The sequence below is a fragment of the Bradyrhizobium sp. 164 genome, assembly GCF_023073715.1.
In the GTDB taxonomy this organism is placed as follows: Bacteria; Pseudomonadota; Alphaproteobacteria; order Rhizobiales; family Xanthobacteraceae; genus Bradyrhizobium.
In genome coordinates this window covers 212,764-225,726 of record NZ_JADPKA010000001.1, presented here as the reverse complement: position 1 = coordinate 225,726, position 12,963 = coordinate 212,764, and the positions used below count along the sequence as shown (strand labels likewise).

Annotated in this window: 15 protein-coding genes and 2 pseudogenes; 5 read left to right on the top strand and 12 right to left on the bottom strand. The window is 59.4% G+C overall.

What is annotated here, in order from left to right:
* The first annotated feature begins 1 nt into the window (after position 1).
* Genes trbG through IVB01_RS01015 form a run of 3 tightly spaced genes read left to right on the top strand, consistent with a single transcriptional unit; the run spans position 2 to position 2,426 of the window.
* A complete protein-coding gene (gene trbG / locus IVB01_RS01025) occupies positions 2–976 on the top strand; it encodes a P-type conjugative transfer protein TrbG (protein ID WP_247494200.1) in 975 nt (324 codons plus the stop codon).
* Positions 973–2,178: a TrbI/VirB10 family protein gene (locus tag IVB01_RS01020; RefSeq protein WP_247494199.1), complete on the top strand. Its 1,206-nt coding sequence runs from the start codon at positions 973–975 to the stop codon at positions 2,176–2,178. Before trbG ends, IVB01_RS01020 begins: the two co-directional genes overlap by 4 nt.
* A gap of 5 nt (positions 2,179–2,183) precedes the next feature.
* Complete coding sequence (locus IVB01_RS01015) at positions 2,184–2,426, top strand: DUF2274 domain-containing protein (RefSeq protein WP_247334032.1); 243 nt, start codon at positions 2,184–2,186, stop codon at positions 2,424–2,426.
* Between the two features lie 259 nt (positions 2,427–2,685).
* On the opposite strand, the gene IVB01_RS01010 is transcribed toward IVB01_RS01015, so the two are convergent.
* From IVB01_RS01010 to IVB01_RS01000, 3 genes are all read right to left on the bottom strand, one after another.
* Complete coding sequence (locus IVB01_RS01010; RefSeq protein ID WP_346659322.1) at positions 2,686–3,111, bottom strand: acyl-homoserine-lactone synthase; 426 nt, start codon at positions 3,109–3,111, stop codon at positions 2,686–2,688.
* 116 nt (positions 3,112–3,227) lie between these two features.
* A complete protein-coding gene (locus tag IVB01_RS01005; protein ID WP_247334084.1) occupies positions 3,228–3,410 on the bottom strand; it encodes a helix-turn-helix transcriptional regulator in 183 nt (60 codons plus the stop codon).
* Positions 3,411–3,555: 145 nt separating this feature from the next.
* Positions 3,556–3,687, bottom strand: coding sequence for an autoinducer binding domain-containing protein (locus tag IVB01_RS01000; protein ID WP_247305808.1), 132 nt, complete (start codon positions 3,685–3,687; stop codon positions 3,556–3,558).
* A 559-nt stretch (positions 3,688–4,246) separates the two neighbouring features.
* Between IVB01_RS01000 and ald the strand changes: the two genes are divergently transcribed.
* A complete protein-coding gene (gene ald, locus IVB01_RS00995; protein WP_247305810.1) occupies positions 4,247–5,359 on the top strand; it encodes an alanine dehydrogenase in 1,113 nt (370 codons plus the stop codon).
* A gap of 412 nt (positions 5,360–5,771) precedes the next feature.
* Here ald and IVB01_RS00990 read toward each other — a convergent pair whose 3' ends face one another.
* The 3 genes and pseudogenes from IVB01_RS00990 to IVB01_RS00980 form a co-directional block, all read right to left on the bottom strand.
* The gene (locus tag IVB01_RS00990) at positions 5,772–5,903 is read right to left on the bottom strand and encodes an MFS transporter (RefSeq protein ID WP_247334029.1); all 132 of its coding nucleotides are present in this window, start codon (positions 5,901–5,903) and stop codon (positions 5,772–5,774) included.
* A 438-nt stretch (positions 5,904–6,341) separates the two neighbouring features.
* Positions 6,342–6,830: pseudogene (locus IVB01_RS00985) on the bottom strand (aldehyde dehydrogenase family protein); the annotation flags it as partial.
* Between the two features lie 424 nt (positions 6,831–7,254).
* On the bottom strand, positions 7,255–7,869 hold the full coding sequence (locus IVB01_RS00980) for a hypothetical protein (RefSeq protein ID WP_247494214.1): 615 nt from the start codon (positions 7,867–7,869) through the stop codon (positions 7,255–7,257).
* Between the two features lie 4 nt (positions 7,870–7,873).
* Between IVB01_RS00980 and IVB01_RS00975 the strand changes: the two are divergent.
* Positions 7,874–8,136, top strand: a pseudogene (locus IVB01_RS00975) (hypothetical protein); the annotation flags it as partial.
* 270 nt (positions 8,137–8,406) lie between these two features.
* Here the strand turns inward: IVB01_RS00975 and IVB01_RS00970 are convergent.
* From IVB01_RS00970 to IVB01_RS00945, 6 genes are all read right to left on the bottom strand, one after another.
* Positions 8,407–9,465, bottom strand: a complete 1,059-nt coding sequence (locus IVB01_RS00970; protein ID WP_247334027.1) for an EscU/YscU/HrcU family type III secretion system export apparatus switch protein — start codon at positions 9,463–9,465, stop codon at positions 8,407–8,409.
* A gap of 5 nt (positions 9,466–9,470) precedes the next feature.
* Positions 9,471–10,280 (bottom strand): type III secretion system export apparatus subunit SctT, encoded by an 810-nt coding sequence (gene sctT, locus IVB01_RS00965; RefSeq protein WP_247494198.1) that lies wholly within the window; start codon positions 10,278–10,280, stop codon positions 9,471–9,473.
* Positions 10,281–10,358: 78 nt separating this feature from the next.
* Positions 10,359–10,619: a type III secretion system export apparatus subunit SctS gene (gene sctS, locus IVB01_RS00960; RefSeq protein ID WP_247305821.1), complete on the bottom strand. Its 261-nt coding sequence runs from the start codon at positions 10,617–10,619 to the stop codon at positions 10,359–10,361.
* Positions 10,616–11,278: a type III secretion system export apparatus subunit SctR gene (sctR, locus tag IVB01_RS00955; RefSeq protein ID WP_247334025.1), complete on the bottom strand. Its 663-nt coding sequence runs from the start codon at positions 11,276–11,278 to the stop codon at positions 10,616–10,618. Before sctR ends, sctS begins: the two co-directional genes overlap by 4 nt.
* Entirely contained in the window at positions 11,275–12,261 is a 987-nt protein-coding gene (locus tag IVB01_RS35605) for a FliM/FliN family flagellar motor switch protein (protein ID WP_247334023.1), read from the bottom strand. Before IVB01_RS35605 ends, sctR begins: the two co-directional genes overlap by 4 nt.
* On the bottom strand, positions 12,258–12,920 hold the full coding sequence (locus IVB01_RS00945) for a hypothetical protein (protein ID WP_247494197.1): 663 nt from the start codon (positions 12,918–12,920) through the stop codon (positions 12,258–12,260). Before IVB01_RS00945 ends, IVB01_RS35605 begins: the two co-directional genes overlap by 4 nt.
* Positions 12,921–12,963: the final 43 nt, after the last annotated feature.

Sequence of the window (12,963 nt, the reverse complement as noted above, 5' to 3'; positions counted from 1 at the left end):
CATGCCGTCAGGTCTTGTTTTTGTGTCACGAAAAGCGCGGCCGTGCTTGCCTCTGGCTCTTCTGGTCTGTGTCTCGACGCTCGGCGGCTGCACGACCTTCAGGCCGCCGCAAATCAGCTACGACAACGAGCTCCCGCCGGCACCGGACTTGCCGGCGCTTGCCGATGATCGCCCGCGACCGCTACATGTGCCACCGACCTGGAAGGCTGCACGAGGCGGCAAGAGCGCGGAGGCCGAGGAGCCTGTCGAGCGCATCGAAATCGCAAATGACGCTGCACGCGTGCAGCCTCGCAAAGCCGGCTACTACAATGCGGTGCAAGTGTTTTCCTATAGTCCGGGCGCGCTCTACCAGATCTATGCCGCGCCGGGGCAAATTACGGACATTGCGCTCGAGTCCGGTGAGCAGCTGATCGGCTCAGGACCGCTCGCCGCAGGCGATACCGTCCGCTGGGTGGTCGGCGACACCGAGAGTGGCAGCGGCGTCGCCCGCCGCGTTCACATCATGGTCAAGCCAACCCGTCCCTCGATCGAGACCAACCTCGTCGTCAATACTGATCGCCGGACTTACCTGATCGAGCTTCGCGCCAACGAAAAGCCCTATATGCCCTCGGTCGCCTGGTTCTATCCGCCGGATCCTGGCGGGCGAGCTCAAGCTTTACCGCCGGCACCCTTTATTCCGGACCTGCCGGCGCGCCGCTACCGCTACGCCATCGAGGGCGACAGCCCGCCTTGGCGTCCCGTCAACGCTTATGATGACGGCCGAAAAACCTACATTGAATTCTCCCCCGGCGTCAGTCAGGGCGAGATGCCGCCGCTCTTCTTGATCGGGCCCGACGGCAAAACCGAGATCGTCAACTACCGCGCTTACGGAAATGTGCTGATTGTTGACCGGCTGTTCGCGGCCGCGGAACTGAGGCTGGGGGAGGAGCACCAGCAGAAGGTCAGGATCGTGCGAACCGACGGGAGGTCGCTTTGAACGATACGGACCAGGCGATCGATACACCTAAGGAAGCGCCTCGGGGCAAGCCACCGGAAGAGATTGCCGAAACCCTGCGGCTCCGGCCGGATCGGCCAAAAGTTGCGCGCCTCTCGCGGAAAGTCCTTATCGGCGGCAGCGCCCTTGTGCTCGCGCTGATCACTGGCGCGGTGCTCTGGGCGCTGCACGAGAAACGGTCAGGTACTTCAGCACCCGAGGAGCTTTACGCGACTGACCACCATAACGTCGCCGATCAGCTCGCGACCTTACCGAAGGATTACACCGAGATCCCGAAGGACGTGCCGCGCCTGGGGCCGCCTTTGCCCGGTGATCTCGGTCGGCCGATCGTCGCAGCACAGGGATCTTCGACATCCAGCTCGCTCGGTATTGATGCCGAACAGCAGCGTGTCAATCAGGAGAGCGAGGCGGCACGGACCAGCAAGGTATTTGCCAGCACCAATGTCCGGCCACAAGCCCCCGCCACTTCATCGAGCGAAGCCCGTTCGAGCGGCGTGCCATCATCCGACGAAGCATTTGCTCAGAATGGCCAAGACCGAAAGCTTGCCTTCGTCAGTGCAACGGTCGATCGTCGGACGACAAGCTCCGATCGCCTTGTGAGGCCGGCTTCGCCTTTTGTCGTTCAGGCCGGAACGGTCATTCCGGCCGCTCTCATCACAGGAATCCGCTCCGACCTGCCTGGCCAGATCACGGCGCAAGTCACAGAGTCGGTGTACGATTCTCCTACCGGGCGAGCTCGCCTTATCCCCCAGGGAGCAAAGCTGATCGGGAGCTACGATAGCCAGGTCGCATTTGGGCAGTCGCGCGTGCTCCTGGTCTGGACGCGCCTTATCATGCCGAATGGGAGGTCGATTGTTCTGGAACGGCAGCCCGGTGCAGATGCGGCAGGCTTCTCTGGTCTTGAGGACGAGGTCGACAATCATTGGAAGGAACTGTTGGGGGCGGCCGCTCTTTCGACGCTGCTTTCCGTCGGCACGGAGGTGAATTCCGGGGCGGATAACGGCAATACCAACAACGATCTCATTGCCGCCCTCCGCCGTGGAGCTGGGGATTCGATCAATCAAACAGGCCAGCAGGTTGTCCGCCGCAATCTCAACATACAGCCGACTTTGACGATCCGTCCGGGATTTCGGGTACGGGTGATCGTCAACCGTGACCTGATGCTCGAACCGTATAGAGGCTGAGGACGATGACAAAGCTTAAGATCGGAGCAATCGAAGACGACAAGCCGATCAAGATTACGCATGAACTGCCCGCGAGCGTGCACAGGGATCTCGTGGCATATGCCCAGATCCTTGCACAGGAGACCGCTCAGCCGATCGGAGATCCGGCCAAGCTTATCGCGCCCATGCTGGCCCGGTTCATGGCGGCCGACAGGAGCTTCCGGAAAGCGCGCCGCGCGCGTCAGCGACCGATCGAAGGCGAGGAATAGCGCTCGGAGAGGCGAATTTGGCGGACCTTGTCTACCGAAAGCTGCGCAATGGCGCGGGTGCGAGTCGTTTCGAGTTTTCTGCCTATCGGCACGCCGGCAATGAGACCCGGCCCTGCAGGAATTCCTGATGTTGCTCGTCAGTCACGGCATCATCAAAAGGCTGATCAGCATGAAGACAGGAATAAGCCTCGTGCTCGAGTCCGACATAGGTGCTGCCGCTGACCTCGACGGTCCAATCCAGGCGTTGCTCGAAAACGCGCTAGCGCAGCCGGTGCATCTCGGCGAGATCGTGGACGAATTCCCCGAGTTTTCCCACCCTGCCAAGGGGCCATCCGGCCCGGCGAAGAAAGCGCTCCATGCGGGCGTCGGTCACGACGACGATTTCGATCAATTCAATGGAAAGGCCGAATTCAATCATACCCGCAAACAGCTCGTAACTGGCAGCAGCAAGTCCGCCGCTCGCCTTCGGCGCATCCGCGGGAACATCGAGCGCGAATCGGCTGCTCCCCCAGATCCGATCGCTTCGTGGCGCCGGCTGGCCGTCCAGCAGGATCGGGAAGATGTCCCCCAGCATGGTTGGACCGGTCGAAGGCAAAAGCCGGACGCAACCTTGAATTCGTCCGGCTCCCGAGGATCCACCGCTCAAGGACGTCAAACTTGTCGACTTCGTGATGAGCTGCATCATTTTTGCCTCCCTGCTTCGTTTCGGCAACTAAGCAGAAGGCCTAGGCAAGCGCATCCTGTGCAGTTCCACAGGTGTTTATGGAAGGCCGGTGTTTCATTTTCGAGATTTTGATTCGGTCAACCGCACGATCGCTTGACGAAGCGAGCTGACACCAGCTTTGCACGGGCGTTGTCCAGGTGAAATCCCGCGGTTGGCTCTGCGATGCCGAGAATGATCCCGATCTCCCCAGCCGAATTACCGCGCGCGGACCATTCGAGACACTGGTACTCGCGAGGAGACAGCACCACGCCGCCGATCATGCGATCGATCGTCCAGAAGCGTTTTGCATGCTCATGTAAAAACGTTGCGATTAATCGCAGGCTCTGGGCGTGCTCGACAAGCGCGCGCTCGAAACCAGTTCGACGCTCGTCACTTGCAAAGCTCAGCGCGGCGATTGCGCCCTTGTCATCGTGGATAGAATGTAAACCTGCAGCAAATCCCAAATTTTTCGGCTTCTTCGAACAAAGCGCGTTCGGACTCCGACCGATTTCGCGCCTCAAATCCAAGCCCCCATCGGAACGGATTAGGCTGGCGCATTGCCCGACGCACCCCGGATCGACGGATTCGTAGCCACGCTGCAGATAGATGGCGGTCCAGGAGGGGATATGTCGAGATCACGTTGGGAGCACTGCCCGGCTCATGGGAAGAGCTAGATATGCGAAGCACGACAGCTTGAGCGCAGCGGCGACCTCAGCCATGCTCTGCTGAGCTGCGTCTTGATGCGTGCTTTCGGTCAATCGTTCCGCAAACCTTTGAAAAATCCGATCCATCTTTGATGAACCCGCGGGTCACCCTCGCAAGCGCCACTCGTCTTAGCGTATCGAGCATCGTTGCGAATGAGGCAAACAACGAAGAAGTCGATCCAGTCCGGCGTAGATCAATCCTGATCACGAATGCCCGGTTTGGCGCCGGGGCCGCATCAGGTCTTGCCGCCCTGTGGTAGCATCCCTGCCAACTCGGCGGTCTTCGGTCGTCTGTTCGAAATCCTGCAAGCAGGCGGGGCAGATCGCCGGATTACTGCGCTATTTGGCTTCTCGCCTCGCAGGTTTGTACCGCTCTTCCGATTACAACGAACTGCTCACCAAGGAGATTGCAAATGAAGGTCGGTATTCTCAAGGAAATTAAGACGCACGAATACCGCGTCGGCCTGACGCCTGGGGCCGTCCGCGAATACGTTGCAGCTGGCCACAGCGTATTGGTCGAGAGCAACGCCGGCGCCGGGATTGGCGCGACAGATGATAACTACCGCAAGGCTGGCGCGACGATTGCGACCTCTGCTCGCGAGGTATTCGCGTCGAGCGAAATGATCGTGAAAGTCAAAGAGCCACAGCCCTCCGAATGGACGCAGCTTCGAGAAAACCAGATCCTCTTCACTTATCTGCATTTGGCTCCGGATCCGGACCAGGCGAAGGGCCTCATGAAGTCTGGCTGCACCGCAATTGCCTATGAAACTGTGACCGACGCGCACGGTGGCCTTCCACTGCTTGCCCCTATGAGCGAGGTTGCGGGAAGACTTGCGATTGAAGCCGCGGGTGCGGCGCTGAAGCGGTACGCGGGCGGGCGGGGACTGCTGATCGGCGGGGTACCGGGCGTGCCACCCGCTCGCATTGTGGTGATCGGCGGGGGCGTCGTCGGCACTCACGCTGCACGGATGGCGGCAGGCTTGGGTGCTGAGGTCACGATCCTCGACCGTTCGATTCCCAGGCTTCGCGAACTGGATGAGCTGTTCGAAGGGCGAGTACGTACCAGATTCTCGACGATTGAGGCCGTTGAAGAAGAGGTATTTGCGGCGGATGTTGTCATTGGTGCCGTCCTCGTTCCTGGCGCGAGCGCGCCGAAACTGGTCAGCCGCGGTATGTTGAGTTCGATGCGCAAAGGCTCCGTGATCGTGGACGTAGCGATCGATCAGGGCGGATGTTTCGAGACATCGCGGGCCACGACACATGCCGATCCAACCTATGAGGTGGATGGCGTTATCCACTATTGTGTCGCAAACATGCCGGGAGCTGTGCCGCTCACCTCAAGCCAGGCACTCAACAACGCTACGCTGCCTTTTGGTTTGGCTCTCGCCAGTAAAGGATTTGCAGCTGTGCTCGAAAATCCGCATCTGCGCGCAGGCCTAAATGTCTATCGGGGCCGGCTAACCTATAAGGCTGTCGCCGAGAGCCTTGGCCTTCCCTTCTCGCCGATCGAACAGGCCGCGGCCTGATCCTAGAGGTCCCCTACGGGACGTTTCGTCGCAGACTTGGGCCGCTCATCAGAGTGGCCCTTTTTGTGTGCCGAGTATGAGCGACAGCTCGGAGATGGAAGTCCTCTACCCAACTTGATTGACCGCGAAGGCTTAACCAAGCGCAAGGGCGTCAACGTGCCCGAGGTCTTTGAATGCGGGTGCGATGGAACGGATGACAGCTAGTGCCTGCGCCGCGCGCTCAACCAGCAGCTAGAGCTCACTCGCGGCGCGGTCGAACACATTATTTTTCCAGCGTACCGACCCAAGCGGACGCTCCAGCATACGACGGATACGCAGGGGCTCAGGCCCGATATGAAAAGCCATGGCATTCTCGCCTAATGCGCGCTCCGACTGGTTGCGTTGGCGCAAATATCGAGTCATGTCGGCCAGTCTAGCACTCGGTCCACAGCTCGGGGGCGGCGATATCACGCGCAATTGACCAACCATAGGCGCCGTTGCGTTGCCGGTAGAGCTGCACGTCCTGCATGAGGTTGTGGAACGCTCGCTCATTTTCTGAGGCCACGCGATAGTCGAGCTCAATTACCAGTGGGCCGTTCCGGTGGTCAGCGTGAGCCGCACCTTAGGATCGCAAGAATGTCGGCGTCATCCCGCGCTCGGTGATGGTCGGCATGCGCAGCCAGCGCCCAAGCAGCGGCAAGAGCAGCATCAGTCCGGCAGAGACGAGCAGCGTGATGTCGAAAGCGATGGCATCGGTGAGGCGCCCTCAGCCCAAACTGCCAACTGCGAGGCCCCCAGAGAACGCAGCCTACCAAGCGCAACGGATTGGCCCGCAACCAGCGCGGGGCGTAGAGCTGCACGCCAATGTCGAATAGCGTCCACGTCCATACGGCGCCCGCCAAAACCAGAGCTGCGGCTGTCAAGAGCGAATTATGAAACTGAGCACAACCGTCGCGATCGCGCCGCTCATGGACAGTGTGCTGGCACGAACCGCAGCCTCGCGGATCTTTATCGCCGCGACCTTGAGAGCTTCCGCACGAATCCTTATAGATGCCTGCCTGTGCGTAGAGGCGGTTGGCGCAGACGCAGGTCTAGCCCATGTTGCGGTATTTGGAGACGATGGCGCCTTCGATGGCGGCATCGATATCGGGTCGTGGAACACCACGTAAGGCGCCTTACCGCCCACGCCGAGACCGAGCTTCTTCAGGCCGACGGTAGAGGATCTTGCCGACCTCGCTCGAGCCGCCGAAGCCGACAAAGCGGACGCCCGCGTGCTCGCACAAAACTTCGCCGATCGGTCGCGGATCTCCGGTGATGACGTTGAAGACACCTTTGGGCACGCCGGCCTTCTCAGCGAGGGACGCGGGCGCAAGCGCCGAGAGCGGCGTCATGCTGGTTGGCTTCAGCACCGCCGTGCAGCCTGCGGCGGGCGCGCCGGCCATACTTTGCGGGTGATCATCGAATTGGGGAAGTTCCACGGCGTGATGGCGCCGCGTCAGCTCTCCGACGCCCGTGAGGCTCGCCAGGGCTTGGGCGCGATGCTCGGGGTCGTCAAGCCCCTCGGTGAGGACGACGAGGCGCTCATGGAGGGCGGGCGAAAGCCTTGCCACGCCTGATCCGAGGCTCCACACGGCCGAGACGCGATGCTCCGGAAGTCCCTCGGCGAGGACAACGAGGCGCTCTTGCAGCGTGGACGCAAAGTCTCCGATGTGTTCCACGAGGCCCTCGATGGCGGAAACGCGATGCTCGGGGCCGTCAAGCCCCTTGGCGAGGGCAACAAGGCGCTCCTGCTGTGCGCGCGTAAGCTGTCCTGCGCGCGCTCCGAGGCCCAACAAGGCCGAGACGCGATGCTCGGGAGCGTTAAGCTGCTCGGCGAGGGCAACGAGGCGCCCTTGGAGCGTGGGCGCAAGCTCTTCCTAGCGTGCCCCGAGGTCCTCTATGACGGAGACGCGCTGCTCGGGGTCGTTAAGCCCTTCGGCGAGTGCAACGAGGTGCTCCTGCTGCCCCCTGGTCAGGCAATTGACGTTGGGCGCGAGCGTTCGGATCGCACCGGAATTTATCAGCGCACCAAAGCGATCCGCGATGCCTGGGCGAGGCGTCGTCACCCTGTCCCAGACGGATTGAACCCGGATAGCTCTCTGGCGCGTTTCGTGAAGCTCCGGAGATAGCTGGGCGGCATCACGCAGTTGGCGACCTGCCCGCGACGTCATCAACAGATCGATCGGGCTGAGCTGCTCGGCAATCACACCGAGTACGTCCAGCGTCAGATGAGGGCCGCGTCCCTCAACAGGCAGTGCACCAGCATTTGATCCGTGAGGGTCAGAACGTGTCTGCTCCACGGCAGAATGGGATGGGCCGGCTCCTTCGAGGTCAATCGCTGGCCGAGTGGGAGAATCGTCCGCGCTGTCAACTTCGTCAGTGTCATATGCCACGATCGGCGCCTTGCCGCGTTCGTCAATACCCTTCATGATCCACCTCCTGCAAAGCGACAAACTGGATGAGTCCTCGTATTGCTGCACGACGATCATCATCCGGGCTGCCGCCGACAAAGGCGCGCGAGCCGTTCTTCCTAACGATCGCCTTTCGGTCGCTGAAGCACCCAGTCGACAAACATCTCTCCGCGCAGCGTCACCTCGTCGAGTGCTGTCTAGGCAAACTGAAGTAGTTTCGTCGCGTGACAACCCGCAACGCTAGGCTTCCGCAAGCATCTCGCTACCGTCACTGTCATAGCTACGCTGCTATGGCCAATAAATGTTCAAGTGACCGCGAAGAGCATCAACTATTCCGGCTTAAGTTGATATGTATGAGTCGAGGGGCTCTCCAAGAGAGCCCACTCGCGTCGACGTGCATCTTGGCAGCAAGACGTCGAGGCCGATGGGACCGTCGCATTGGGCGGCGCCCATTCCTTTCCCACGTACGTGAAGATAGAGGCTCGCAATCTCCAGAACAAATAGATGTTCGTTATGAAGCAATATCTCTTGCCTATGGCTGCTACAAGAACCGCAGATCCGTCGCACCGGCGGCATGTTTCGGGCTGTTGAAAACTGCGAGCAACCATCAAGCTGAAGTCAGGACCGATAACCGGTCTCAGCCGCCAGTTTTTCGAGCGCCCGCAGAACCGTCGCGAGAGGTACAATCAGGTGCGATGGAATATACTCATCCACCAGGCCGTCCTTCAGGAGCGCGCGCGCTAGCGGAATGTTTGGCATCACCGGCACCCCCGCAGCGGCCGCGGCATCAATCATTTGCTGCGCCAAGCGATCGGTACCTATGGCATCGATCATGGGCAGGGGGGTGCGCTGCCGATCGTAGTAGATCGCCACTGCAATATGTGTGGGATTGGTGATCAACACGGTCGCTCTACGCGACTGCTCAATCGCGTCCTTGGCTAACAATTGCGAATGGAGGCGCCTGCGTCGGTCTTTGATCAGAGGGTCGCCCTCATTTTCCTTAGCTTCTCGTTTCACTTCGTCCAGCGACATCAAATTCTTGTTCGTGAACTGCCATCGCTGGAACGCAAAATCCGCAATTGCCACCACAAGATAGCTCGCCCCCACATAACCAGCAATCCCGAGCAGCAGGTTACCCGTCACGGCACTTAGGCACGATATGCCACAGCTCGGCGTCCACACAAGCGCATGCACACCTTGGCGCAGCACAAGCATTATGACGAGGCCGAGTATCAGCACCTTCACGATCGCCTTACCCAGATCGACGAGATTCTGCAGCGAGACTATCCTTCTGACGTTCTCACCGGGGCTCAGCTTTTTCAGCGACGGTGTGACAGCCTCGGGGGAGAAAATCGCCCCGTTCTGCAGCAGGTTAGCGCCCACGCCAAGGACCAGGACGATGCCGAGGAAAGGTGCGACCATACTTTGTACTTCACCGAAATAAAACTCGAGTAGCTGTCGGCTGACAATTAGGAAGTCCTCTTCAATAAACGGTACGGGCAACAGGATCGTTGCCTTAAGTCGGTCTACTAGGCCAGGCAAAGAGGCGAAGAACAGCGCGAAGAACCCAAGGGTCACGGCCGCCGACACGACTTCCTTACTGTGCGGAACCTGTCCCTTCTTGCGCAAGTCCCGCAGCCTCTTGGGGGTCGGCTTTTCGGTCTTTCTGCCGGTCACGACAATCACCTAGCGATGCGATTGACGATCGCGAAAGGCGACGGCATATGCTTGTCGGCATTGGCCAAAGCAATCGTGAGCGATAGAATCAGCAGCAGAAGGGCGACTGCGCTCTTGACCGGCATGGCGAGAAAGAAGACCTCCAGTTGCGGCGCGAACCGGCTGACCAGAGCCAAGCCCAACTCGCTGAGAAACATCGCAACGATGGCTGGACCGGCGAGAAGCAATGTCAGCAGCATCACGAGGTCTGCAAGATCTAACATACCGGTGACGAAGGCCGGACCAAATGCAGGATGAAAGCTCCACAGCGGCCAGATGTCATGGGAGCGATAGAGCGCTTCTAATAGTTTGGAAAAGCCGCCGCTGACGAACAGCCAAGTAGCGTAAAGCTGAGCTAGGAAGGTCCCAAGCGGCGAGTCCAGATTGAGGTTTCCCGGGCTCAAGAGGCTTGTCATCGTGGCCCCCCTCTGGTGGTCAATGAACGTGCCCGCGGTTTCCACACCCCACATAGTAGCGGCAACTGGCATGCCCAGGAGGCACCCGAGCAAGAGTTCCTTGAGCCCCAGGCCCAGGATCGGTGTTAGACGTGTGATGTCGAGATCCGCAGGCCTCGTTGTCCAAGCAAACACCATTATCGGGAGCGCCAATGCCATGATCACGCCGTTGCGCGCTAGCGCTGTCACCATGCCGCGTCCCAGAAAGGGCATGACCAGCATGATCCCTGTCACGCGCGCCATCGCAAGCGCAAGAACAACAAGGAAAGTATGCAGATGAGCCAGATCAAGTGGCGACATGGCATGGATTGGTCGAGCCATGGACAGCCAGCTGGCGCGATTGCTCCTGTTGCGTGCCGCGCGGTGGGAGGCAATCGAGCAAGTCCCTGGAGCCTTAGCCTAGATCCCGGCGATCTGGTCGAAGATGTTCACCGTATACCGGTTTAGTTCGCCGAACCAATTCGCGGTCGCGACCAGTATCAGGCTCACGCATATCAGCTTCGCCGCGAAGGAGAGTGTCTGCTCCTGAACTTGGGTCAGAGCTTGCACAACACTAACGATCAGTCCGACGCCCGTAGCGACGAGGACTGTGGGCATCGACAGGACAAGTGTCAGCTTGAGCGCGCCAATGGCGATGTTGGTGAGTGTGGCGGTATTCATGGTGCTGCTCCCGTGTAGGAAAAGATGAGGCCATGAATTAGGCGCTGCCACCCGTTCACGGCAACGAACAGGAACAGCTTGAATGGCAAGGATATGGTCATTGGCGAAACCATCATCATGCCCATTGCCAGAAGGATGTTCGAAACGACGAGATCGATGACGATAAAGGGCAGAAACAATAAGAAGCCGATCTTGAACGCGTCCTCCAGTTCGGATGTGATGAAAGTCGGAATCAAGATTATGAATTCGCTGCCCGTTATGGCGGCGGCGTCCTCCTTGCTCCACAATCCCCGAGTCGCATTGACGAAGAATTGCCGTTCCCGTTGCGACGTGTTCTTCAGGAGAAAATTGCGAAGGGGCTCAGCAGCTAGCGTAATCGTTGTCCCTAGTTCGCGGAGATCTTGGGATGCGATTGGCTTGTCGCGCACTGCTTCATACGCACCTTTGGCCACTGGCTGCATGATGTAGGCCGAGAGCAGGATGGCGATCGCATTCAGCGCCATGTTCGGCGGAATGTTCTGAACGCCGAGGGCATTGCGAATGAGCCCAAAGACGACCACGAGCTTCACGTAAGAGGTGACGGTAATCGCAACGAAGGGGGCGATCGCAATGGCTGCGATTAGGAAGATCAGCGTCGTGGGATCAGGCAGCTCCATCATCGTTCTGCTCGTGCTAATCGCAAGTCCAGCACGCGCACACCTGTTCGTTCGGCGATGCGCACCAGTTCACCGGTTGCGACGACCTGGCCATTGACGCGCAAGCTGATATTGGTAGTGGCATCAAAACCAAGATCCAGCACCTGCCCGATAGCCAATTCGCGAAGCTGCCTAAGCGACATGGTCAGGCGTCCAGCATCCACATCAACGGGTAGGTCAATGCTGTCGAAGGTTTCCGGTGCGAGCGGATCCGGTCTATCCATCATACAGTCCACAGCTGAAAGGACGGTAAGGCGGCCATTGCAGATGGAGGCGCGAAAGCAAGGATCGCCAGAGAGGCATAGGAGAACAGTTATGATGCCGTCATTGCCCACCGGGGTGGTATCCAGCAGGATGACGTCACCTGACGCGAGTTGATGCAGATCCGTCAAGATAAGGCTGAGGCGCTCGACCAGCAGAACGAGAGAAAGGGACAGATCATCGAGCGCGGCGCATACGACCGGAAGCCCAGAGCAGCAGTCGGCGATCCATTGCAGTCCGCTGCCATCGAATTCGACCAGCCCGAGGATGTCGTTTGGACGCTCCAAGCGAAGAATCTCAAATGCGTACGGAAACCCTTCAGTGCTTTCGGCCGAAGACCAGATCGGCCGATGCCCACACCATTGTTCCACCTGGATCGCGAGATCTCGGAAGATAATGTCGAACAGGATTTCTCGCAGGCCGTCACCTGGAGGCAATGCGGTAATTTCCGGCCAATGTTGCACAGCCACCGCCGGAAGGAGCGTCGAGTCAATTGCGACTCGAATCCTGTGGCCGCGTGGGCGCATCAAAGCCCGGCAGTAATCCGCTGGAAGCCGCGGAGGTGTCGAGCCTGGCATGACAGCTTCCACGTCGATGCCAGCGATGTTGAAGGGGACTGGCAGACGTGTAGCAAGACGCGAAACGGCGGCAGCCTCACGTGGGCCATAGCAGGCTAGATCGATCACGCGCCCTTCTCAACTTTATAGTAGAATAGCGTCTCAAATGCGCGAGATCGCCGGTTACTGCCTTGTTCGTCCAATATTGAGCTGCAGGCGACGACGACCAGCAGGATGCGCATTTCAAGCTGATCGGACAAATCGCGCGCAAATGGATAGCCATGTACCTGCAGGATAGGCCAAAGCCGCTCGGATTCGATGCAAACCCTCAGGGTATCATGCTGGAAACTGACGATTACACGCGCATTGCCGAACAATTCGCGGTTCAGCATGATCTGCACCCCAGTATTGCCGGCATAGTCGCGGCTGACCAAAGTGCGCTCGGTGATCCTCCTGGTCAACTCGGCGAGTTCAACCGATCGTGACAGCTTTTCGGGCGCTAGCCGGCGCTGTATAGGGCTCGGCATGGCACCGATGATTGAACCGGCAATCAAGGGAGAAGACGTGGCGCTTTCGCTTTCGGCCAGATCATGCGGATCATTGTCGAAATCCTTGCAATTGGGTGCGCGATCGGATCCCTCGCAAGCGTCTAAGTTCGTCTCTTCGATCATTTGCGAGAACCAAGCGATATCCCCGGTACGCACGCACGTCGGCACCGGGGCCGCCACCGCAATTGAACGGTCACGTGGCGTGATGCACGACATCGCAGCCCTTTTCGCTAGTTGCATCCAACTCCCTCCGCTGAGTTTGGCCGCTATGGGAATGGGTTAC

Bases quoted from the DNA above. Each gene is read 5' to 3' on its own strand.
- trbG (WP_247494200.1), top strand. From the start codon at position 2: ATGCCGTCAGGTCTTGTTTTTGTGTCACGAAAAGCGCGGCCGTGCTTG.
- IVB01_RS01015 (WP_247334032.1), top strand. From the start codon at position 2,184: ATGACAAAGCTTAAGATCGGAGCAATCGAAGACGACAAGCCGATCAAG.
- IVB01_RS01010 (WP_346659322.1), bottom strand. From the start codon at position 3,111: ATGATGCAGCTCATCACGAAGTCGACAAGTTTGACGTCCTTGAGCGGT.
- IVB01_RS01005 (WP_247334084.1), bottom strand. From the start codon at position 3,410: ATGATCGGCGGCGTGGTGCTGTCTCCTCGCGAGTACCAGTGTCTCGAA.
- IVB01_RS01000 (WP_247305808.1), bottom strand. From the start codon at position 3,687: ATGCGCCAGCCTAATCCGTTCCGATGGGGGCTTGGATTTGAGGCGCGA.
- ald (WP_247305810.1), top strand. From the start codon at position 4,247: ATGAAGGTCGGTATTCTCAAGGAAATTAAGACGCACGAATACCGCGTC.
- IVB01_RS00980 (WP_247494214.1), bottom strand. From the start codon at position 7,869: ATGATGATCGTCGTGCAGCAATACGAGGACTCATCCAGTTTGTCGCTT.
- sctT (WP_247494198.1), bottom strand. From the start codon at position 10,280: ATGGCTCGACCAATCCATGCCATGTCGCCACTTGATCTGGCTCATCTG.
- sctS (WP_247305821.1), bottom strand. From the start codon at position 10,619: ATGAATACCGCCACACTCACCAACATCGCCATTGGCGCGCTCAAGCTG.
- sctR (WP_247334025.1), bottom strand. From the start codon at position 11,278: ATGATGGAGCTGCCTGATCCCACGACGCTGATCTTCCTAATCGCAGCC.
- IVB01_RS00945 (WP_247494197.1), bottom strand. From the start codon at position 12,920: ATGCAACTAGCGAAAAGGGCTGCGATGTCGTGCATCACGCCACGTGAC.